The organism is Streptomyces sp. NPDC100445, assembly GCF_044759735.1.
GTDB lineage: Bacteria > Actinomycetota > Actinomycetes > Streptomycetales > Streptomycetaceae > Streptomyces.
This window is the reverse complement of the sequence record NZ_JBIVZV010000001.1, coordinates 646,694-665,902: the sequence shown is the minus strand read 5'-3', so window position 1 is coordinate 665,902 and position 19,209 is coordinate 646,694. Positions and strand designations below refer to the sequence as shown.

The window sequence follows — 19,209 nt, the reverse complement described above, 5'->3', positions numbered from 1 at the left end:
GTCCGCGCACACCCCACCACGGGACCCGGACGCGCACCGGGGAGGTGGTGCCTGATGTGCGGTCTGAGCGGAGAGATGCGCTTCGACGGCGGGCGGCCGGACGTCGCCGCCGTACAGCGCATGAGCGACCGGCTCGCCGCCCGCGGCCCCGACGGCCACGGCATCTGGACCCGGGGCGCCGTCGCGCTGGGACATCGGCGGTTGAAGATCATCGACCTCTCGGAGCTCGGCGCCCAGCCGATGACCGACGAGGCGCAGGAGATCACCGGCGTCTTCAACGGCTGCATCTACAACTACGAGGAGCTGCGCCGGCGGCTCATCGACCTCGGTCACCGGTTCCGGTCGACCTCCGACACCGAGGTCGTGCTGAAGGCGTACCAGGAGTGGGGCACCGACTGCGTCGACCACTTCCACGGCATGTTCGCCTTCGCGCTTGTCGAACACCGCACGGGCCGCCTGATCCTGGGACGCGACCGGCTCGGCATCAAGCCCCTGTACCTCGCGCGGACACCCGGACGGCTGCGGTTCGCCTCGTCGCTGCCGGCGCTCCTCGCCGCCGGCGACGTGGACACCTCGCTGGACCCGGCCGCCGTCCACCAGTACCTCAGCTGGCACGCCACCGTCGCCGCGCCGCGCACCGTACTGAACGGGGTGCGCAAGCTGCCCCCGGCGACCGTGCGCGTCGTCGAGCCGGACGGCACCCACCGCGACCACCGCTACTGGCAGCCGTCGTACACGCGCCGCCCCGAGCACGCGGGGATGAGCGCGAGCGAGTGGCGGGACGCGGTCCTCGACGCCCTGCGCACCGCCGTACGCCGCCGGATGGTCGCGGACGTGCCCGTCGGCGTCCTGCTCTCGGGCGGCCTGGACTCCAGCCTGATCGTGGCGTTGCTGGCCGACGAGGGACAGCGCGACCTGGCCACCTTCAGCGTGGGTTTCGAGTCGGAAGGCGGCGACGAGGGCGACGAGTTCGCCTACTCCGACCTCGTCGCCCGCGAGTTCGCCACCGACCACCACCAGCTGGTGGTCCCCTCGGAGCGGGTGTCGACCGCCTTGGAGGGCGCGATCGCCGCGATGAGCGAGCCGATGATGAGCCACGACGTGGTCGCCTTCCACCTGCTGTCCGAGCAGGTCGCCAAGGAGGTGAAGGTCGTCCAGAGCGGGCAGGGCGCGGACGAGGTCTTCGCCGGCTACCACTGGTACCCGGAACTGGCCTCCGTGGCCCGCGAGGACGAGCCGGACCGGTACGCCGAGACGTACTTCGACCGCCCGCACGCCGACCTCGCCGCGATGCTCCAGCCGCACATGCTGGCGCGCGAGGACGTCTCCGGGCGCTTCGTGCACGAGCACATGGCGGCCCCGGGCGCCGAGACCGCGCTCGACGCGGCACTGCGCCTGGACACCCACGTCATGCTCGTCGACGACCCGGTCAAGCGGGTCGACAACATGACCATGGACTGGGGCCTGGAGGCCCGGGTGCCCTTCCTCGACCACGAACTGGTGGAGCTGGCCGCCGCCTGCCCGCCGGAGCTGAAGCTGGCCGACGGCGGCAAGGGCGTCCTGAAGGAGGCCGGCCGCAAGCTGCTGCCCCACGAGGTGGTGGACCGTCCCAAGGGCTACTTCCCGGTCCCGGCGATCACCCACATGGCCGGTCCCGTCCTGGACCGGGTCCGCGAGGCGCTCAACGCCCCCGAGGCCAAGCGGCGCGGCCTGTTCCAGGACGCGTACCTCGCCGAACTCCTGGCCGCCCCCGACCGACACCGCACCAAGCGCGGAGCGAACGCGCTGTGGCAGGTGGCTTTGCTGGAGATATGGCTTCAGACGCACGGAATCTGACCGAGCGGCGCACCGCGGACGGTACGGCCGGCACGGTCACCGCGGCGGCCGGGCAGCCCCCCGTCACCCACCGGACACGGGGCGCGACCCCGGCCCCGCCGGTCCCGGACGGCCGTACCCGCGACGGGCACGGTCCGGACGCGCACGCCCACGACGGGCACACCACCGACGACCGCGCCTTCGCCGCACCCGCGCGCGTCCCGCTGCCGGACGCCTCCGGACCGCGCGACGCCACCACCCGCCTCGTCGCGCACGGCTGCTGGTACCCCTCGGCCGACCCGGCCGGCAACCAGGTGGCGTTCATCTGCGACCGCGGCGGCGTGCCCCAGCTGTGGGCGGGACCCGTCGACGGTGACGACGTGCGGCTGCTGGACTCCGACCCGGACCCCGTCCGCGAGGTGTCCTGGTCGCCCGACGGCCGCTGGATCGCGTACACCACCGCCCCCGGCGGCGGTGAGCACTCACGGGTGCTGTGCGTACGCCCGGACGGCACCGACCGGCACATCCTGGCCGGGGCCGACCCGGGCACCTCCGCCCACCTGGGCTGCTGGGCGCACGACGGATCGGCTGTCGCGGTCACCGTCGCCGTCCCCACCGGCCCGCCCGCGCCCCACGACACCGGGGCGGAGCCCGCGACGGCCGACCCCGGGCCGCACGCCGGCCGGGAGGGCGACGCCGTGCTCCTCGGCGCCCCGCCCCGCCCGGGTCCGGTACGCGGACTCCTCCTGCCCGCACCGGGCGGCGCCGTCACGGCCCCCGGGGCCCCGTACGACCGGCACGCCACCCCGACGGCGGGCTTCGGCGACGGCCTGTCGGCCTACCTGGTCGACCCGGACGGCCAGACCGCACCCGTCCTGCTCGCCGCCGAGCAGGACGCCGCGACGCTCCGCGTCTGCGACCTCAGCCGCGACGGCACGCTGGCCCTGCTGCGCCGGGGCCCACGCGGACGGCGCGAGGCGGCCGTGCTGCGCACCACCGACCGGGTGACGACCTGCGTGGTGCCGGTGGCCGACGGCGACCCGTGGATCGGCAGGTTCTCGCCCCGCGCGGACACCCTCTGGCTGCGCAGCGACGCCCACCGGGAGTTCGCGGTGCTGCTCGCCGCCGGCCTCGACCCGGAGGGACGGCCCCGCGGCTGGTCCGTCGCCGCCGCCCGCGAGGACACCGACCTGGAACTGCTCCACGTCGCCCACGACGGCGGCACCGCCGTGCTGGCCTGGAACGTGCGGGGCGCCGGCGAGGTGGAGATCGTCGACCTGTACCCCTCCGCGGCGGCCGGCGCCGCCACCGGCCCGCCCCGGCCGGTGCCCCTGCCCCACGAGGTGGTCACCCGGATCGTGGGCGCCGGCCCGCGACGGCTGGCGCTGGCCCTGTCCGGGTCCCAGCGCAGGCCCGGCGTGTGGTGGCTCCCGGAGGGCGTGGCCCTGGTCCGCACCCCGTGGTCCTCCCGCGACGAGGACGCCGTCCCCCCGGGCCGCCCGCCGGTACGGCCCGTCCAGCTGCGGCTGACCGCGCGGGACGGGCTGCCGCTGAACGGCTGGTACTACCGCGCGCCGGGGCGCGGCTCCGGGGAACCGGCGCCCTGTGTGATCCACCTGCACGGCGGCCCGGAGGAACAGGAACGCCCCGTCCTCAACCCGCTGTACCACGAGATCCTGGGCCGGGGACTGGACGTCTTCGCGCCCGACGTGCGCGGATCGTCCGGCTACGGCCGCTCGTTCGTCGACGCGGACCTGGGCCGGGGCCGGTTCGCCGCGCTGGACGACGTGGCCGACTGTGCCGCGCACGCGGTGGTGGCCGGGCCGGCCGATCCGTCCCGGCTGGCCGTCATGGGCCGCTCGTACGGCGGCTACCTCACGTTCGCCTCGCTGGTCGGGCACCCGGACCTGTTCCGCACCGGGGTGGCGGTGTGCGGCATGTCGGACTTCGCGACCTTCTTCGAGGGCACGGAACCCTGGATCGCCCAGTCGGCGGCCCACAAGTACGGCCACCCGGACCGCGACCGCGAACTGCTGCGCTCCCTGTCGCCGATGAGCCGGATCGACGCGCTGCGCGCGCCGGTGCTCGCCGTCCACGGGGAGCACGACACCAACGTGCCGCCGGGGGAGTCGGAGCAGTTCGTGCGGGCCGCGCGCGAACGGGGCCTCACCGCCGAGCTGCTCACCCTGCGCGACGAGGGCCACGACTTCCTGCGCGCCGACAACCGGCGGCTCTTCCGCCGCTCCGCCGCCGACTGGCTCGAACGTCATCTGACCGGCTGACGCCCCCACCGAAAGCGCGCCGCCGCCCTTCACGCGACGGCGGCGCGCCGGGTGGGGCGGTCGTGGCCGCCCGGGCGGGTTCAGCCGAGTTCGGCACCCTTGGCCGCCGCCTCCTGCTCGGAGCGCGCGCCGCCCGTGGCGAGGGTGCCGCGCGAGCTTTCCAAGTGCGCCCGCACGAACCACTGGAACTGCTCCAGGTCGCGCAGCTGGCCGATCAGGAGGTCCTCGGTGGCGGGGTCGATCTCGCCCGCCTCCTTGACCGCGGCCCGGACACCCTCGATCACGCCGGTGTAGACGAGGTCGAGCGCGCCGAGGTGCGCGATGGCGTCGGCACGGCCGATGGAGTAGTCGTCCCAGGTGCGCTCCTCCACCAGGGCGCCCGGCGTGCCCTGGGCGACCCCGCCCAGCGCGGCGATGCGCTCCGCCACGTCGTCCGCCATCTCCCGCACCTGGTCGACCTGCGGGTCGATCATCTCGTGCACGGCGATGAAGTGCGGACCGACCACGTTCCAGTGCACGTGCTTCAGCGTCAGGTGCAGGTCGTTGAGCGCGTGCAGGCGCAGACGCAGCAGACCGATCAGCCGGCCGGCCGCCTCCCGTTCGATGCCCGGAACGGTGTACTCGGGGGTCAGGTCGTTGGACCGAGTGGTCATTGCTCACCTCTGAGTCGATGGGGGTGAAGTTCCTGCCTGAGCACAGGTGCCCCCGTCCGACGCTGTCAGACCCCCGGGCCCGCCGCACCTCGTGCGGGCCGCGAGGAGTGGCGCCCGGCGACCGGCGCGAGGTGCCGCGACCGGCGTCCGGGGTGATCCTGGAGGGGTGTGGGGTGCCCTGGTCGGCCGTCTGCCGACGGCCTACGCCGTCTCCGCCCGCCGGGCGCTGACCGTGACGCTGGCCGCGGCGGCCGGCTTCTACCTCTTCCGTTACGGCCTGGGCCGGCCCGTGGCGGCGACCTACGCCCTGTTCGGCGCCGTGGCACTGGGCGGCCTGTCCCGCATCCCCGGCAACGGGCGCGTGCGCTCCGGCATCATGCTGCGCGCACTCCCGGTGTCCTGGGTCCTCGTGACGGCCGGCACGTGCTTGTCGGTGCGGACCTGGAGCGCGGTGGCCGGCATGCTGGTGATCGGCTTCACGCTGGCCTTCGCCGCCGTCGGCGGCCCCCGTCCGGCCGGGGCGGCGCCGGGACTCCAGCTGCTGTACATCCTGCCGTCGTTCCCGCCGTACGATCCCGGCTCGCTGGGTGAGCGGCTGACCGGGACGACCACCGGCGTGCTCGTGCTGGCCGCCGCCGAGGCGCTGCTGTGCGCCGGACCGGGCCCGACGACGTACCGGGAGCGGGCGGCCCGCGGCGCCCTGGCCGCCGCGCGCTGCGTGGCGCTGCTCGTCGCCCCGCCCTACGCCCTCGCCGGCACGGACGTCGAGGACGCCCGTCGGGCCGGGCAGTCGCTGCGGGCGGCCACCGTGCCGGAGGCGGAGCGCCCGGCGGGGCCGGGGGTACGGGCCCGCGCGCTCGGCCACACCGGTCTGGCCGTGCGCGCCCTGCTCACCCGACTGGCGCAGCTGCCGGCCGTGCCCGGGCGGGACCCGGGCCCGGACACGGCCGCCCTGCTGGGCGCGGTGGCCGGGCTGGCCACCGCCACCGCGACCTGCCTGCGGTCGGGTGTGCCGCCCACGGTGGAGTGGGAACGGGCGGCCGCGGCCCGCGCCCACCTGTCCGCCCTGTCCGCGGGGCCCGCTCCCGGCCCGGCCGGGAACGGGCACCCGTCCGACGGCACCGCGCCCGCGCCGGTCTTCCCGCCCGCCGTGCTGCGCCGCCACGCCGCCCTGCTGGAGATCGCCGACGCGGCGCTGGCGATGGGCACGGCCGCCGACCTCGCGGTGCACGGCCGGCGCGCCACGGTGCCGGTACCGCTCGGGCGGTTCTGGTACGCCTCCCGGTCGGCCCCGGTCCTGTGGTGGCACCGGCTGCGCGGCCACGCCGGGCGCCGGTCGGTGTTCTTCCAGAACGCGGTGCGCATCGCCCTGGCACTGACCGCGGTCCGGCTGGTGGCCGGGGTCGACACGCTGCCGCACGGTTTCTGGGCCATGCTCGCGACGCTCACCATCACCCGGACCACCGTCAACCAGACCTGGAGCACCGTCCGGCTGGCGCTGGTGGGCACCCTGGCCGGGGCCCTGCTGACCGCCGGGATCCTGCTGGCGGTCGGCCCGGACACCGCCGTCTACGCCGCCGTGCTGCCGCTGTGGATGCTGTTCGGCTTCACGGTCGGCCCGGTCAAGGGCGTCGGCTGGGCACAGGGGCTGTTCACCGTCCTCGTGGCCCTGGTCTTCGCCCAGCTCGCGCCGCCGACCTGGCGGCTGGCGGAGGTGCGGCTGCTGGACGTGCTGGTCGGCAGCGCCATCGGTGCCGTCTTCGGTGTGCTGGCCTGGCCGCGCGGCGCCCACGACGAGCTGCGGTACGCGGCGGCCGAACTGCTGCGCAGGGCGGCGGAGATCGTCGTGGCGACCAGCGCCTCGGTGGCCGGTCCCGACGGCACCGCGGCGGCCGCCCGGTCGGGCGTGCCCGGCCACCGGTCGCTCCAGCGCGCCGTCATCCTGGCGGAGTCGGCCTACGCCCAGTACCTCAGCGAGCCGACGCCGTTCCAGCTCAGCAGGCGCAGGGCGGAACTGCCCGACATGGACTGGCAGGCCACCCTGATGGCCGGGCACCACACCCTGTGGGGCTCGGACCGGCTGCTGGAGCCACCGGTCACCGCGCTGGGCCCGGCGGCCGCCAGGTCGGCCGGCGCGCTGGGGGAGCGGGTGGCGGGGCGGATGCTGCTGGTCTCCGCGGCGCTGGACCCGGGGGACGACACCCCGGCATCGGTGCCGGTGGTCTCTCCCGACGCGGCGGCGCTGGCGGCGTTCCGCGCCGAGCCGCCCGGCGCCCCACGGCGGTACTACGCGACCGAGTCCTGGCTGTCCTCGCTCATGACCGACCTGGCCCGGATCGCGCGCGCCGGTGCCGCGGCGGCGGCCGCGGCCGGCGAGCGGACCACCGGCCGACGTCCCTGAGGGCGCGTCAGGACGGCTCGCACGCGGCGAGGTGGTCGGCGTGGCCGTGCGCGCCGAGGTAACCCTCGCCGACCGTGGTGAAGCCGCCCTCCGGGAGCGCGTAGCACAGGCCCGACGCGCCGTCCTGGTAGACGACCATGACGTCGAGCGCGTCCGAGCAGTCGTTGGCGGCCTGGGTGTACCGCCAGCTCTCGTACATCGCCACGCACGACGGGGCGGGCGCGGCGGCCCCGTCCGCCGCGGAGGCCGGTCCCGGGAAGGCGAGTGACAGGCTCGAAGCAATGACCGTACCGGCGGTCACTACGGCCCGTTTCGTCCATCTCCGCACGATCTCACTCCTCTGGTTACTTGACGAAGGCGCACCGGGAATCGGAACGATCACGGCGAACGTGCGACCGGTGCGTTCAGAAGTCGAACATTCCAGTGGCGCGGGACGCGGCGCAACAGACACTGCCCGCTTTCGGACGCCGCGACCCTTGCAGCGGCCCCGCGGCCCTGACCGGCCCCGACGCGCCCCCGGCCGCACCCCCGACTCGGGTGACGCTTCAACCGTTTCAGGCGGGCGGGCACCGGTGGACGACGGACGCCCCGATGCCGCCCCGCCACTGCAAGGCCCCCGGCACCGCGCCGGTGCGGCCTCGGCCGGAACAGGACGGGGCTGGACCGCCCGCGACCGGGTAGGCGCAACGGCACAGGACCCGAAGACAGCGGGGCACCCGGTGCCCCGGCGGAAGGAGAGCCGTGTCCGGAGTCGTCGAACGGATCAAGCAGTTCGCGCGCAGCCCCCAGGGCCGGCGCACGATCGAACAGGCCCGCCGCGCCGCGTCCGACCCCCGCCGCCGCGCGCAGGCGCAGCGGCTCTTCGAGAGGCTGCGCGCCCGCCGGTGACGTCGGGGGTGCCCCCGCCGCGGGTGAGGCGGCCTCACCACCCCGTGAACAGCAGGTGGTTGAGGAGCAGGGCGAGTACCGCCTGGGCGGTGAGCCAGGCGCGGGGGCGGCCGAGGAACGCGCCGGAGGCCAGGAGCCACAGCGCGAACGGCAGCCAGATGCGTTCCGTCTCCGCCTTGCTCATGCCGGACAGGTCCGCGCACAGCAGGGCGAGCAGGGCGGCGGACACGAGCAGCGCGAGCCGGGCCGCCGCCCCCGGACCACCGGGCGCCGACAGCACGTCACGGGGGCGCCGGACCAGCAGCGCACCGGTCCGGCGCAGGCCCGCCGCCGTCGCCACCCCCGTGATCAGCACCGCGCAGGCCAGGTCGGCCCACACCCAGTACCCGTACGGTCTGGTCCCGCCGACGCCCTGGTAGTAGCGGGTCACCAGCAGTCGGTACGCCTCCCACCAGTCGAACCCGACGATCGTGAACAGCACGGGCACGACCGCGGCCCCGGCGGCCAGGGCCACCAAGATCACCGGGCGTGCGCGCACCCCGTGCCGCCCCGACACCAGCACCGCCGCCATGATCAGCGCGACCAGCGTCAGCCCGTACGACAGGTAGCAGGTCAGGCCGAACAGCAGCCCCGACAGGGCCGCCCACCCCACGGACCGTCCGGTCACCGCGAGCGCCAGCAGGGCCACGGACCAGGCGGCGACCGCCATGAAGTACCCGTCGGCGGAGACGCCCACCCACACGGCGGCCGGGGCCAGTACCAGGAAGGGCGCCGCCCGCCGGGCGAGCCGCTCGTCGGCCAGCGCGCGGATCGTCACCAGCGCGGCCACGCACGCCGTCGCGCCCACGGTCACGCACCAGGCCCCCGCCCAGCCCCCGCCCCGCAGACCGACCCGGTCCAGCAGCACGAAGGTGAGCGTGGAAGCCGGGGGATGTCCGGCGATGTGCGCCGGCCAGGCACCGGGCGGCCCCGACACGATGTGCCGGGTGAAGTCCCGCAGGGCGGCCGGGACGTCGTGGAAGCGGCCGATGACCGTCAGATACTCGTTGCGGGTGGTGAGCCGCCCGGCCACGCCCCGCTGCCACCCGTCGACCAGGGCCAGCGACCACGTCCAGGCCAGGGCGGCGGCCCAGGACACGGCCAGCAGCCGGCGCCATGGCAGCCGCAGCGCCAGGGCCGGCCCGTACACGACCGCGGCGAGGGCCACCAGCACGGCGGCCGGTGTCCCCGGTCCCACGTGCGGGTCCCAGTCGGCGAACAGCGGCGGCCAGTGGACGAAGAGGGAGTGGTGGGCGTCCTGGACGCGACGGCCGACCAGCACGGCCACCAGCACGAGGAGGGCGGCGGCGAGGGCGGCGCACAGGTCCGCGTACAGGTCGGCGGAGCGGCCACGGGGGCGGAAGCGGATCACACCGGCACACGCTAGGCCGCGCGGCCGGTCGCGTACCGCGGTCCGGCCGCGACGTCAGCGTTTCGTCATCACCGGCACACCCCGCGGCGCCCGTCCGCGGGCCTACCGTCGAGACATGCGGCACCCCCTCTCACCCACCACACCCGCCTTCTGGCGCAGCCCGGCGCGCGGCACCTGGCTCACCTCGGCGCTCGGCGTCGTCCTCCTCGCCGGCATCACCGTCCTGTTCCTGACGGGCCTCGCGTCCTACGCGGCCTACAATCCCGGCCTGTCGCCGGTGAACGACCAGACCCCGGGCAAGGGCCTCCTCGGCTTCTACCTCTTCGCCTGGCCGACCCACCCGCACTGGCTCTACCGGCTCGACCAGGGCGTCCACGTCACCCTCGGCATCACCCTGATCCCGGTCCTGCTCGCCAAGCTGTGGTCGGTGGTGCCCAGGCTGTTCGCGCTGCCGCCGGCCCGCTCGCTCACCCACGCGCTGGAGCGGATCTCCCTGCTGCTCCTCGTGGGCGGCGCGCTGTTCGAGTTCACCACCGGCGTGCTCAACATCCAGCTCGACTACGTCTTCCCGGGCTCCTTCTACCCGCTGCACTTCTACGGCGCCTGGGTGTTCTTCGCCGCCTTCGTCGCCCACGCCGTGCTCAAGACACCGGCGGCCCTCCGCACGCTGCGCGGGCGCGGGGAACAGGGCGGCGCGACGGCCTCCCCGCTGCCGGACCCGCCCACCGTCTCCCGGCGCGGCGCACTGCTGTTCACCGGCGGCGGCTCGCTGCTGCTGTTCGCCACGACGGTGGGGCAGAGCTTCGACGGGCTGCGCCGCACCGCCCTGCTCGCGCCGCACGGCGGCGCCGATCCCGGCGCCGGACCGAACGGCTTCCAGATCAACAAGACGGCGGCCTACGCCGGCATCCGCCCGGCGGACACGGACGAGGACGCGTGGCGGCTCGTCGTCACCGGCCGGGCCGGGACCGTCCGGCTCACCCGCACCGACCTCCTGCGCCTCCCCCTGCACAGCGCCGCCCTGCCCATCGCCTGCGTGGAAGGCTGGTCCACCTCCGACCAGTGGTGGCGCGGCGTGCGGCTGCGCGACCTCGCCGCCCTGGCCGGCCACGACGGCGACCCGCCGGACCTGTTCGTCGAGTCCCTCCAGACCCACGGGGCCTTCCGGAAGGCGGCCCTGCGCGCCAACCAGGTGGCCGACCCCCGCTCGCTGCTCGCGCTGTACGTCAACGGCGAGGAACTCTCCCCCGACCACGGCCACCCGGCGCGCGTCATCGTCCCCGCCGCGCCCGGTGTCCTGAACACCAAATGGGTGGCCAAGCTGACCTTCGGAGACCTGCGATGAGGCGCCCGCCGCTCGGCAGCCCCTTCCACCTGCTCGTGCTGGCCTGCTCGTTCGCGCTGGCCGCCTACGCGGGCGTGCGTCTGCTCGCGGACGACTGGACGGGCGTAGCGCTGTGGTGGGTGGGCGCGGCCCTCCTGCACGACCTGGTCCTGCTGCCCCTGTACGCGGTCGCGGACCGGGCCGTCGTACGGGGTCTGGAGACGGTCGGCCGCCGGGAGTGGACGATGTACGTACGCGTCCCGGCGGCCCTGTCCGCGCTGCTCCTGCTCGTCTGGTTCCCGCTCGTCAGCGGGATGACGGACCGGCGCTACCGGCTCGCCACCGGGCTCTCCCCGGACGGCTTCCTCGCCCGCTGGCTGCTGATCACCGCCGTGCTCTTCGGCGGTTCCGCCCTGCTGCTGGCGCTGCGGCTGCGCAGAGCGACGAAGCAGCGGCCGCCGGCCGTCCACCGGCCGGCAGGTTGCCAACCCCGCGCGTGACGCAGCAGCGCCGGTGTCCCGACCCGCGCCCACGGGAACGGGGCGCCGGCCGCGCGGCCGCCCGGCGCGTCCACGACCCGTACGCGGGCGCGTTCGTCGACGTCCACCGGGGCGGTCTCGGCGATCAGCAGCCCGCCGGGGCGCAGCAGCCGGGCCACCCGGTCCAGGAGGGCGCGCGGCTCCCCGCCGATGCCCACGTTGCCGTCCATCAGCAGCACGGTGCCCCAGCGGCCCTCGCCGGGCAGCGGCTCGAACACCGAGCGCCGCAGGGCCTGCCCGCCGAGCCGTACGGCGTGACCGACGGCGGCCTCGCTGACGTCGATACCGAGGGCCGCCCGGCCCCGCGCGGCGAGTTCCGCCACCAGCCGTCCGGGCCCGCACCCCACGTCCAGCACGGCGCCCTCGCACCGGTCCAGGACGTCCAGGTCGGCCGCGTCGGCCCGGGCGCACCAGCGCTCCACCTCCAGCGGCAGCAGCCAGCCGTCCTCGCGGCGCAGGAACAGCGGCCCGCGTCCGGCGCGCAGGGCCGCCGTGTAGGAGTCGGCGGCGGCCCACGCGGGCACGGCGGTGCTCATCGGCCCGCCTCCGTCCCGCAGCGGGCGAGCCGGGCGGCGAACCGGCCGTGCGGGACCAGCGCGGCCACGGCACGGGCGTCCAAGGCCGTGTCGACGTCCCGCAGCAGGGGCAGGTCGCGCACCCGCAGTCCCGCGTCCACCAGCCGCCGGCGCTGCACCCGGCCCGTCTCCGGCGCCGACATCGGCACACCGCGCAGCAGAGCGGGGTCGGGCTCGGCCAGTCCCAGGGCCCAGAAACCGCCGTCGGCCGACGGCCCGAAGTACGCGTCGCAGCCGGCGAAGTCCACGGTGAGCAGCTCAGGGGTCACCTGCGGGGTGTCCATGCCGATGAGGAGCGCCGGACCCGGGCAGCCGGCGAAGGCATCCGCCAGCCGCGCGTCGAGACCGCCGGCGCACTGCGGGACGACCTCGAAGCCGGGTGGCAGCCAGGGCCCGGGGTCCCCGTCCAGGACGAGGACCCGGCGGGCGGCCGGGGTGGCCGCGACCACGTCGAGGGTGTCCGCGAGGCACGCCTCGGCCAGCGCGGCCGCCTCTCGTGGCGTGAACGGCGGGGTGAGACGCGTCTTGACCCGTCCGGGCCGCGGTTCCTTGGCGATGACGAGCAGCGTGGTCACCGTACGACCCCCCGCCCCTCCGGCGCCCCGACCGGCCGCTCGGCCAGCACCCGGCCCATGTCGCGGACCGCGTGCCAGGTCCCGCGCCACGTCCCGGTCACCTTGGAGGCCCCGGTACGCGGCCGGTACGGCACGTCGTGCTCGGTGACGCGCCAGCCGGCGTCGGCGGCCCGCACGACCATCTGGAGCGGGTAGCCGCTGCGGCGGTCGGTCAGGTCCAGGGAGAGCAGCGCCTCACGGCGGGCGGCGCGCAGCGGCCCCAGGTCGCGCAGGCGCAGTCCCGTGCGCCGGCGCAGCATCCGCGTCACCGCCAGGTTCCCGGCGCGCGCGTGCGCGGGCCAGGCGCCCCGGGCCTCGGGACGGCGCCGGCCCAGCACCAGGTCGGCGGCGCCGTCCCGGACCTCGCGTACGAACGGCACCAGCAGCGCCGGGTCCAGGGAGGCGTCGCAGTCGCAGAAGCAGACGATGCCGGCGGTGGCGGCGCTCAGGCCGGCGTGGCAGGCGGCGCCGAAACCCCGGCGCGGCTCGCGCACCACGGTGGCGCCGAGCGCCCGGGCGATCTCGGCGGAGCCGTCGGTGGATCCGTTGTCCACGACGAGGGCACGCCAGCCGGCCGGGATACGGGCGAGGACCCACGGCAGGGCCTCGGCCTCGTCGAGACAGGGCAGGACGACGTCGACGTCGTGCGGGGGCGGTGAGATGGTCACGGCTTTCACCCTACGGACGCGAACCGGGCGTTTCGGACGTCCGCTCCTTACGAAACGAGGACGTCGGAGGCCGTGCGGCCCCGCGGGGCGACGCCGGGCGGGAGGCGGTGCCAGGCTGGGGGCATGCGACAGCAGTACGAGCCCGTCGAGGCCCGGGCGGCAGGCCGGCCCGCCCGCATCCTGGTGGTGGACGACGACCCGACCGTCTCCGAGGTCGTCGCCGGCTACCTGGACCGCGCCGGCCATCTCGTCGACCGCGCCGAGGACGGCCCCACGGCCCTCACCCGCGCCGACGCCCACCGGCCCGACCTGGTGGTGCTCGACCTGATGCTGCCCGGCATGGACGGCCTGGAGGTGTGCCGCCGGCTGCGCGCCCGCGGCCCGGTACCGGTCGTCATGCTCACCGCGCGCGGCGACGAGGAGGACCGCATCCTCGGCCTCGAGATCGGCGCCGACGACTACGTCACCAAGCCCTTCAGCCCCCGCGAACTCGTCCTGCGCGTGGAGTCGGTGCTGCGCCGCACCCGCCCGCGGGCCGCCTCGCCGGCGGCACCGGTCGGCGCGGCCGGGCTCACCGTCGACCCCGCCGCCCGCCGGGCCACCAAGGACGGCAGCGAACTGGCGCTGACACTGCGCGAGTTCGACCTGCTCACCTTCTTCCTGCGCCATCCCGGACGGGCGTTCAGCCGCGAGGACCTGATGCGCGAGGTGTGGGGCTGGGACTTCGGCGACCTGTCCACCGTCACCGTGCACGTGCGCCGGCTGCGCGGCAAGGTCGAGGACGACCCGGCCCGCCCGCGCCTGATCCAGACCGTGTGGGGCGTGGGCTACCGCTTCGGGGGCGACACCGGGGAGACGGGCTGACCATGCGCGACACCCTCCTGATCGCCCTCTACGCCTTCGCCGGCGCCGCCGCGACCGGTCTCGCCGGAGCGGGCGTGCTGCGGCTCACCCGGCGCCGCTCGCTCACCGCCTCGCTCGCCGTGGTGGCGGCGGTCGGCGTGGTGGCGATGCTGGCGGGCACCCTGGCCGTCGCCTGGGCGATGTTCCTCTCCCCGCACGATCTGACCGTCGTGACGACCGTGGTCGCCATGGCGGCCGTGGTCTCGCTGGCCACCGCGCTGCTGCTGGGCCGCTGGGTGGTGGCCCGCAGCCACGAACTCGCCGTCGCCGCCCGCTCGTTCGGCGACGCCGGCGCCTTCCGCGCGCCCACCGGGCCGGCCACCGCCGAACTGGACGCGCTGAGCCGGGAACTGGCGGCCACCAGCGCCCGCCTCGCCGAGTCCCGGCAGCGGGAGCGGGCGCTGGAGACCTCCCGGCGGGAACTCGTCGCCTGGATCTCCCACGACCTGCGCACCCCGCTCGCCGGACTGCGCGCCATGGCCGAGGCCCTGGAGGACGGGGTCGCCGCCGACCCCGACCGCTACCTGAGGCAGATCCGCACCGAGGTCGAGCGGCTCGACGCGATGGTCGGCGACCTCTTCGAACTCTCCCGCATCCACGCCGGCACGCTCTCGCTCTCCCTCTCCCGCATGTCCCTGTACGACCTGGTCGGCGACGCGCTGGCAGGCGCCGACCCGCTCGCCCGCGAGCACGGGGTGCGGCTGGTCGGCGCCCACGTCGAGCCGGTGCCGGTGGAGATCGACGGCCGGGAGATGAGCAGGGTCCTGGGGAACCTGCTGGTCAACGCCATCCGCCGGACACCCGCCGACGGCACGGTGGCCGTCGCCGCCGAGCGCGGGCCCGACGGCGTGGTGGTGTCGGTGTCGGACGGCTGCGGCGGCATCCCCGAGGAGGACCTGCCCCGCGTCTTCGACACCGGCTGGCGCGGCACCGACGCCCGCACGCCCCCGGCCGGCGCGGGGCTGGGCCTGGCCATCGTCCGGGGGATCGTGGAGGCGCACCGGGGGCGGACCGCCGTACGCAACATCCCCGGCGGCTGCCGCTTCGAGGTGACACTGCCGCTGCCGTCGTAAGCGGCCGTCCACCGCCGGTGCGGTCACCGGCCGTCCGGCGCCGCCCGCGCGAACTCCCGCACGCCCTCCTCGAACGCCACCGCGGGCCGCCACCCCAACTCCTCGCGCAGCCGAGCGGAGTCGGCGGTGATGTGCCGGACGTCGCCCAAGCGGTACTCGCCGGTGACCACCGGCGCCGGACCGCCGTGGGCCGCGGCCAGCGCCCGCGCCATCTCGCCGACCGAGTGCGGCTCACCGCTGCCGGTGTTGTACGCGCGCAGCACCCCCGCGGGCGTGTCCGCCTCCAGCGCGACCGCGTTGGCCGCCGCCACGTCCCTGACGTGCACGAAGTCCCGGCGCTGTCGCCCGTCCTCGAAGACCCGCGGGGCCTCGCCCCGGGCGAGCGCCGAACGGAAGAAGGAGGCGACGCCCGCGTACGGCGTGTCCCGGGGCATCCGCGGCCCGTACACGTTGTGGTAGCGCAGCGACACCGCCGACCCGCCCGTCACCCGCGCCCAGGCGGCGGCGAGATGCTCCTGCGCCAGCTTGGTGGTGGCGTACACGTTGCGCGGGTCGGCCGGGGCGTCCTCGCCGACCAGTCCGGGGCGGAGATCCTCCCCGCACACCGGGCACAGCGGCTCGAACCGGCCCGCGTCCAGGTCGGCGACGGCCCGCGGCCCCGGCCGCACCACCCCGTGCGCACCGCACTCGTACCGGCCCTCCCCGTACACCACCATCGACCCGGCCAGCACCAGCCGCCGTACGCCCCGCTCGGCCATCGCGGCCAGCAGGACGGCGGTGCCCAGGTCGTTGCGCGAGACGTACTCCGCCGCGTCGGCGAACCCGGTGCCCAGCCCGACCATCGCCGCCTGGTGGCAGACGGCGTCGACGCCGGCCAGCGCGCGGGCCACCGCCCGCGAGTCGCGCACGTCGGCGGCGGGATCGTCCCGGACGTCGTACACCACCGGCTCGTGCCCGCGCCCGCGCAGCGCCTCGACGACATGGGACCCGATGAACCCGGCACCGCCGGTGACCAGTACACGCATACGGCCACGCTAGGTCCGCCGACCTCGCGGAACCGGTGACCCGACCGGCACGTCACCGCTCCGTAAGACCTCGCCGTACCCCGCCGGACCGGTCAGGGGGCGACCGTGGCGCCGGGCGGGGTCCACCGGCGGGTGCGCGGCACCCCGCCCTCCACGCCGTAGTCCTCGCGCAGGTGTTCCGGGATCGCGTAGTGCATGACCCGTCCGCGGGTGAGGGAGGACAGTTCGAGGACCGTGGTCAGGTGGCCGAGGCGGTCCAGGGCCCAGGCGCCGAGGGGTGAGCGGTCCTCGATGGTCTCCAGCACGCCCAGCAGCCGGGGCACCGCCTTGACCAGGGTGTCCCAGCGGGTGCGGGGCACCCGTAGCCAGTCGGCGCAGGTGTCGCCGACGAGGTGCCGGATCAGCGCGGAGACGATCGGGTCGAAGAAGGTGCCGGGCACGACCTCCTCGTACAGGTCGATCAGTTGCCGGGTCAGTTCCGCCCCCTCCTCGGACGGCCCCATGTGCCGGATCATGTACAGGTCGAGGAAGGCCCGCGCGTCCTCCAGGGTCTTCGGTACGGCGTCCTGGTCGACGCCGAGCATCGCGCCGACCACCCGCCACGCGTAGTAGTAGGCCTCCGCGCCCTCGGTGGTCATGTGGATGCCGAGCCGGTGCAGGCTGTCGAGGACCAGCAGCGAGAAGAACAGCTGCCCGCCGATCATGTCCTCCTGGCAGATCGGCGTCCCCCACGCCCGCGTGTCCCAGCGGTTCTCGCGCTCCAGGTGGTGGCGGATGGAGGCGTGCAGCAGCCGGACCTTCTGGGCGGCCGGGATGAACCGGCTGCCCGCCTCGAAGGCGTCGGGCTGCATCAGGTAGACGGTGAACTGCCCGGTCTCCGCCATCCGCTTGGAGGGGTAGCGCAGCGAGTGGGTCGCCGACAGCAGCCGCGCCACGTTGGGGACGACGTAACAGGCGGGCATCGCGGCGAAGGACAGCGCCGTGGAGATGTGCACGTTGTTGTCGATGAAGAACAGCCGCGCCCGCTCCATCTCCCCCCAGTCCACCCAGGCCGGCGGGACGCTCGTCGCCGCGAGGTACTCCCGGGCGACCTCCGGCAGCCCGTCCGGCAGCGGCGCGCCCACCGTGGAGACGTACCGCATCAGCGTGTTGAACTGGCCCACCTCCCCGCGCGCGAAGAGCGTGGCGACTGTGGCGTCGGCGAGTTCGTCGCCGCCGTGGCGCAGGGCGTCCAGCGACGCCTTGGTGTAGGTCATGACAGGGCTCCTTGGTGCCGGCCGCCGGTCGGCCGGTCAGTACGGGCGGACCGTGGCCGAGTGCGCCAGGGTGCGCAGGGCGTCGTCCGCGGGCATGGGCAGGCGCAGTCCGTCCAGCGCGGCGAGGGCCTCGTCGACACGCTCGGTGATCAGCGCCTCGACGCGGTCCGGCGCCTTGAGCCGGCCCATCAGCTCCCGGACCGCCCGCAGGCACTCCCCGTCCGGGTCCGGGCGCCCCAGCAGCGCGCCCAGCCGTTCCCGTTCGGCCGGGCCGGCCAGCCGCCAGGTCTCCGCGAGGAGCGCGGTGGGGCGGTGGCCGCGCACGTCGTCCGAGCCGGCCTTGCCGGTGACCCGCTCGTCCCCGAACAGCCCCAGCAGGTCGTCCCGCAGCTGGAACGCCTCGCCCAGCGGCACCCCGTAGGAGGAGTAACCCCCGCACAGCCCGTCCCCGGCCCCGGCCAGGACACCCCCGATCAGCAGGGGCTGCTCGACGGTGTACTTGGCCGTCTTGTACCGGATCACCTTCAGGGAGGCCGCCAGGTCCGGGACCTGCGCGGTCCGCAGGATCTCCAGGCACTCGCCGGCGACCAGCTCCCGGGCCAGCGTCCCCCACAGCGGCCGGGCCCGGGCGAGATAGGCGGCGGGCAGGCCACTGGTCGCGAAGAGCTGCCCCGCCAGTGACATCAACAGGTCGCCCACGAGCATCCCGAGCGCCTTCCCCGCCCGCGCGGCCCCGGGGCGGTGGGGCACGGCGGACCGCAGCGCCACGTGCACGGTGGGCCGTCCGTGCCGCAACGGGCTGTCGTCGATCAGGTCGTCGTGCACGACCGCCGCGGCGTGCACCAGCTCCATCGAGGCCGCGGCCCGCACCATGGCCGCGCTGTCCGGCTGCCCGGCCGCCCGCCAGCCCCAGTAGCAGAACGCCGCCCGCAGCCGCTTTCCCCGGGCCACCGCGGCCTCCAGCTGCCCGGCGACCGGATCCAGCGCCGGGTCGACGGCCGCCAGCGCGTCGGCCTCGGCGCTCACGAAGGCGCGCAGCACCCCGTCGACGCGGGCTCTGAACGCGGGCGCGTCCCAGCGGTCAGCCGCCATCGCCGGCCCGCCGCGCCACGACGTGCCGGGCGAGCACCTCCAGGTGGGCCGGCGGCACCACCGCGTACCGGTCCAGGGCCAGCCGTCCGCGGGCCGCGAGCTCCTGCTCGGCCTGAGCCGCCAGGTGCGCGGTGTCCGAACGGCGCAGCAGCCCGCGCACCGCTCCGGCGGCCGACACCAGGGTGCTCACCGCCAGGTCCGCGAGCCCCGCCGCGACCAGCACCGCCTGCTCGTCCAGACCCCCTCGGCGTCCGGCATCCCCAGCCACGTCTTCTCCCCTCGTCCGAGCACCGGACGCCGCCGGTCGCGCGCCGTCCCCGCCAGCGTGTCCGCGCGGCCGGCGGGACGCCCGCGGAACTCACCAACGAGTGATCACCTCGTACGCCCGTACGCGTCCGGCCGGCCGGGAATGTCCGGGGGGCCAGCTCCGTTGACACCCATGTGACTGACATGCACGGACCAAGAAAGTGATCTGGTCGACGACGTGCTGCCGGTCCCGAAGAAGGAGGGCCCCATGGCACGCAGCACCGTGCGTCCCGTCGTCCGGCTGACGTCGGCGGCCGGGACCGGCGTCACCTACGTGACGCGCAAGAACCGACTCAACGACCCCGACCGACTGGTCCTGCGCAAGTACGACCCGGTGGCCGGGCGGCACGTCCTCTTCCGCGAGGCGCGCTGACCCGGACCCGT

General features: G+C 75.6%; 18 protein-coding genes. 8 read left to right on the top strand and 10 right to left on the bottom strand.

What is annotated here, in order from left to right; translation table 11 throughout:
* The first annotated feature begins 54 nt into the window (after window positions 1-54).
* Together ACIQVT_RS02985 and ACIQVT_RS02980 are read left to right on the top strand one after the other, a co-directional pair.
* Complete coding sequence (locus tag ACIQVT_RS02985; RefSeq protein WP_403746500.1) at window positions 55-1,836, top strand: N-acetylglutaminylglutamine amidotransferase; 1,782 nt, start codon at window positions 55-57, stop codon at window positions 1,834-1,836.
* Complete coding sequence (locus ACIQVT_RS02980) at window positions 1,812-4,097, top strand: prolyl oligopeptidase family serine peptidase (protein WP_403746497.1); 2,286 nt, start codon at window positions 1,812-1,814, stop codon at window positions 4,095-4,097. The genes ACIQVT_RS02985 and ACIQVT_RS02980 overlap by 25 nt, the downstream gene beginning before the upstream one ends.
* Window positions 4,098-4,177: 80 nt before the next feature.
* On the opposite strand, the gene ACIQVT_RS02975 is transcribed toward ACIQVT_RS02980, so the two are convergent.
* On the bottom strand, window positions 4,178-4,750 hold the full coding sequence (locus ACIQVT_RS02975; RefSeq protein ID WP_403746494.1) for a Dps family protein: 573 nt from the start codon (window positions 4,748-4,750) through the stop codon (window positions 4,178-4,180).
* 166 nt (window positions 4,751-4,916) lie between these two features.
* Here ACIQVT_RS02975 and ACIQVT_RS02970 point away from each other — a divergent pair, with 166 nt between their 5' ends.
* Complete coding sequence (locus ACIQVT_RS02970; protein ID WP_403746492.1) at window positions 4,917-7,151, top strand: FUSC family protein; 2,235 nt, start codon at window positions 4,917-4,919, stop codon at window positions 7,149-7,151.
* A gap of 7 nt (window positions 7,152-7,158) precedes the next feature.
* Here ACIQVT_RS02970 and ACIQVT_RS02965 read toward each other — a convergent pair whose 3' ends face one another.
* Entirely contained in the window at window positions 7,159-7,479 is a 321-nt protein-coding gene (locus tag ACIQVT_RS02965; RefSeq protein WP_403746489.1) for a hypothetical protein, read from the bottom strand.
* A gap of 413 nt (window positions 7,480-7,892) precedes the next feature.
* Between ACIQVT_RS02965 and ACIQVT_RS02960 the strand changes: the two genes are divergently transcribed.
* The gene (locus ACIQVT_RS02960; RefSeq protein ID WP_403746487.1) at window positions 7,893-8,039 is read left to right on the top strand and encodes a hypothetical protein; all 147 of its coding nucleotides are present in this window, start codon (window positions 7,893-7,895) and stop codon (window positions 8,037-8,039) included.
* A 34-nt stretch (window positions 8,040-8,073) separates the two neighbouring features.
* Here the strand turns inward: ACIQVT_RS02960 and ACIQVT_RS02955 are convergent, their stop codons facing one another.
* On the bottom strand, window positions 8,074-9,450 hold the full coding sequence (locus tag ACIQVT_RS02955) for a hypothetical protein (protein WP_403746485.1): 1,377 nt from the start codon (window positions 9,448-9,450) through the stop codon (window positions 8,074-8,076).
* 115 nt (window positions 9,451-9,565) lie between these two features.
* On the opposite strand from ACIQVT_RS02955, the gene ACIQVT_RS02950 reads away from it, so the two are divergent.
* Window positions 9,566-10,795 carry a molybdopterin-dependent oxidoreductase gene (locus ACIQVT_RS02950; RefSeq protein WP_403746480.1) on the top strand — a complete coding sequence of 410 codons (1,230 nt, stop codon included), beginning with the start codon at window positions 9,566-9,568 and terminating at the stop codon, window positions 10,793-10,795.
* A 307-nt stretch (window positions 10,796-11,102) separates the two neighbouring features.
* Here ACIQVT_RS02950 and ACIQVT_RS02945 read toward each other — a convergent pair whose 3' ends face one another.
* The 3 genes from ACIQVT_RS02945 to ACIQVT_RS02935 are packed head-to-tail and all read right to left on the bottom strand — an operon-like array spanning window position 11,103 to window position 13,179.
* Window positions 11,103-11,849: a class I SAM-dependent methyltransferase gene (locus ACIQVT_RS02945; RefSeq protein ID WP_403746478.1), complete on the bottom strand. Its 747-nt coding sequence runs from the start codon at window positions 11,847-11,849 to the stop codon at window positions 11,103-11,105.
* Window positions 11,846-12,463: a DUF2064 domain-containing protein gene (locus tag ACIQVT_RS02940; protein ID WP_403746473.1), complete on the bottom strand. Its 618-nt coding sequence runs from the start codon at window positions 12,461-12,463 to the stop codon at window positions 11,846-11,848. Before ACIQVT_RS02940 ends, ACIQVT_RS02945 begins: the two co-directional genes overlap by 4 nt.
* A complete protein-coding gene (locus ACIQVT_RS02935) occupies window positions 12,460-13,179 on the bottom strand; it encodes a glycosyltransferase family 2 protein (protein ID WP_403746471.1) in 720 nt (239 codons plus the stop codon). Before ACIQVT_RS02935 ends, ACIQVT_RS02940 begins: the two co-directional genes overlap by 4 nt.
* 114 nt (window positions 13,180-13,293) lie before the next feature.
* On the opposite strand from ACIQVT_RS02935, the gene ACIQVT_RS02930 reads away from it, so the two are divergent.
* On the top strand, window positions 13,294-14,034 hold the full coding sequence (locus ACIQVT_RS02930) for a response regulator transcription factor (protein WP_403746468.1): 741 nt from the start codon (window positions 13,294-13,296) through the stop codon (window positions 14,032-14,034).
* 2 nt (window positions 14,035-14,036) lie between these two features.
* Window positions 14,037-15,146: a sensor histidine kinase gene (locus ACIQVT_RS02925; protein ID WP_403746465.1), complete on the top strand. Its 1,110-nt coding sequence runs from the start codon at window positions 14,037-14,039 to the stop codon at window positions 15,144-15,146.
* A gap of 23 nt (window positions 15,147-15,169) precedes the next feature.
* Here the strand turns inward: ACIQVT_RS02925 and ACIQVT_RS02920 are convergent, their stop codons facing one another.
* From ACIQVT_RS02920 to ACIQVT_RS02905, 4 genes are all read right to left on the bottom strand, one after another.
* Window positions 15,170-16,171 (bottom strand): NAD-dependent epimerase/dehydratase family protein, encoded by a 1,002-nt coding sequence (locus tag ACIQVT_RS02920; protein WP_403746463.1) that lies wholly within the window; start codon window positions 16,169-16,171, stop codon window positions 15,170-15,172.
* A gap of 92 nt (window positions 16,172-16,263) precedes the next feature.
* Window positions 16,264-17,427 carry an oxygenase MpaB family protein gene (locus ACIQVT_RS02915; protein WP_403746460.1) on the bottom strand — a complete coding sequence of 388 codons (1,164 nt, stop codon included), beginning with the start codon at window positions 17,425-17,427 and terminating at the stop codon, window positions 16,264-16,266.
* 36 nt (window positions 17,428-17,463) lie between these two features.
* The gene (locus ACIQVT_RS02910) at window positions 17,464-18,519 is read right to left on the bottom strand and encodes a polyprenyl synthetase family protein (protein WP_403746456.1); all 1,056 of its coding nucleotides are present in this window, start codon (window positions 18,517-18,519) and stop codon (window positions 17,464-17,466) included.
* On the bottom strand, window positions 18,509-18,787 hold the full coding sequence (locus ACIQVT_RS02905; protein WP_403746454.1) for a polyprenyl synthetase: 279 nt from the start codon (window positions 18,785-18,787) through the stop codon (window positions 18,509-18,511). The genes ACIQVT_RS02910 and ACIQVT_RS02905 overlap by 11 nt, the downstream gene beginning before the upstream one ends.
* A gap of 246 nt (window positions 18,788-19,033) precedes the next feature.
* Here ACIQVT_RS02905 and rpmG point away from each other — a divergent pair, with 246 nt between their 5' ends.
* Entirely contained in the window at window positions 19,034-19,198 is a 165-nt protein-coding gene (rpmG, locus tag ACIQVT_RS02900; protein ID WP_121785364.1) for a 50S ribosomal protein L33, read from the top strand.
* Window positions 19,199-19,209: the final 11 nt, after the last annotated feature.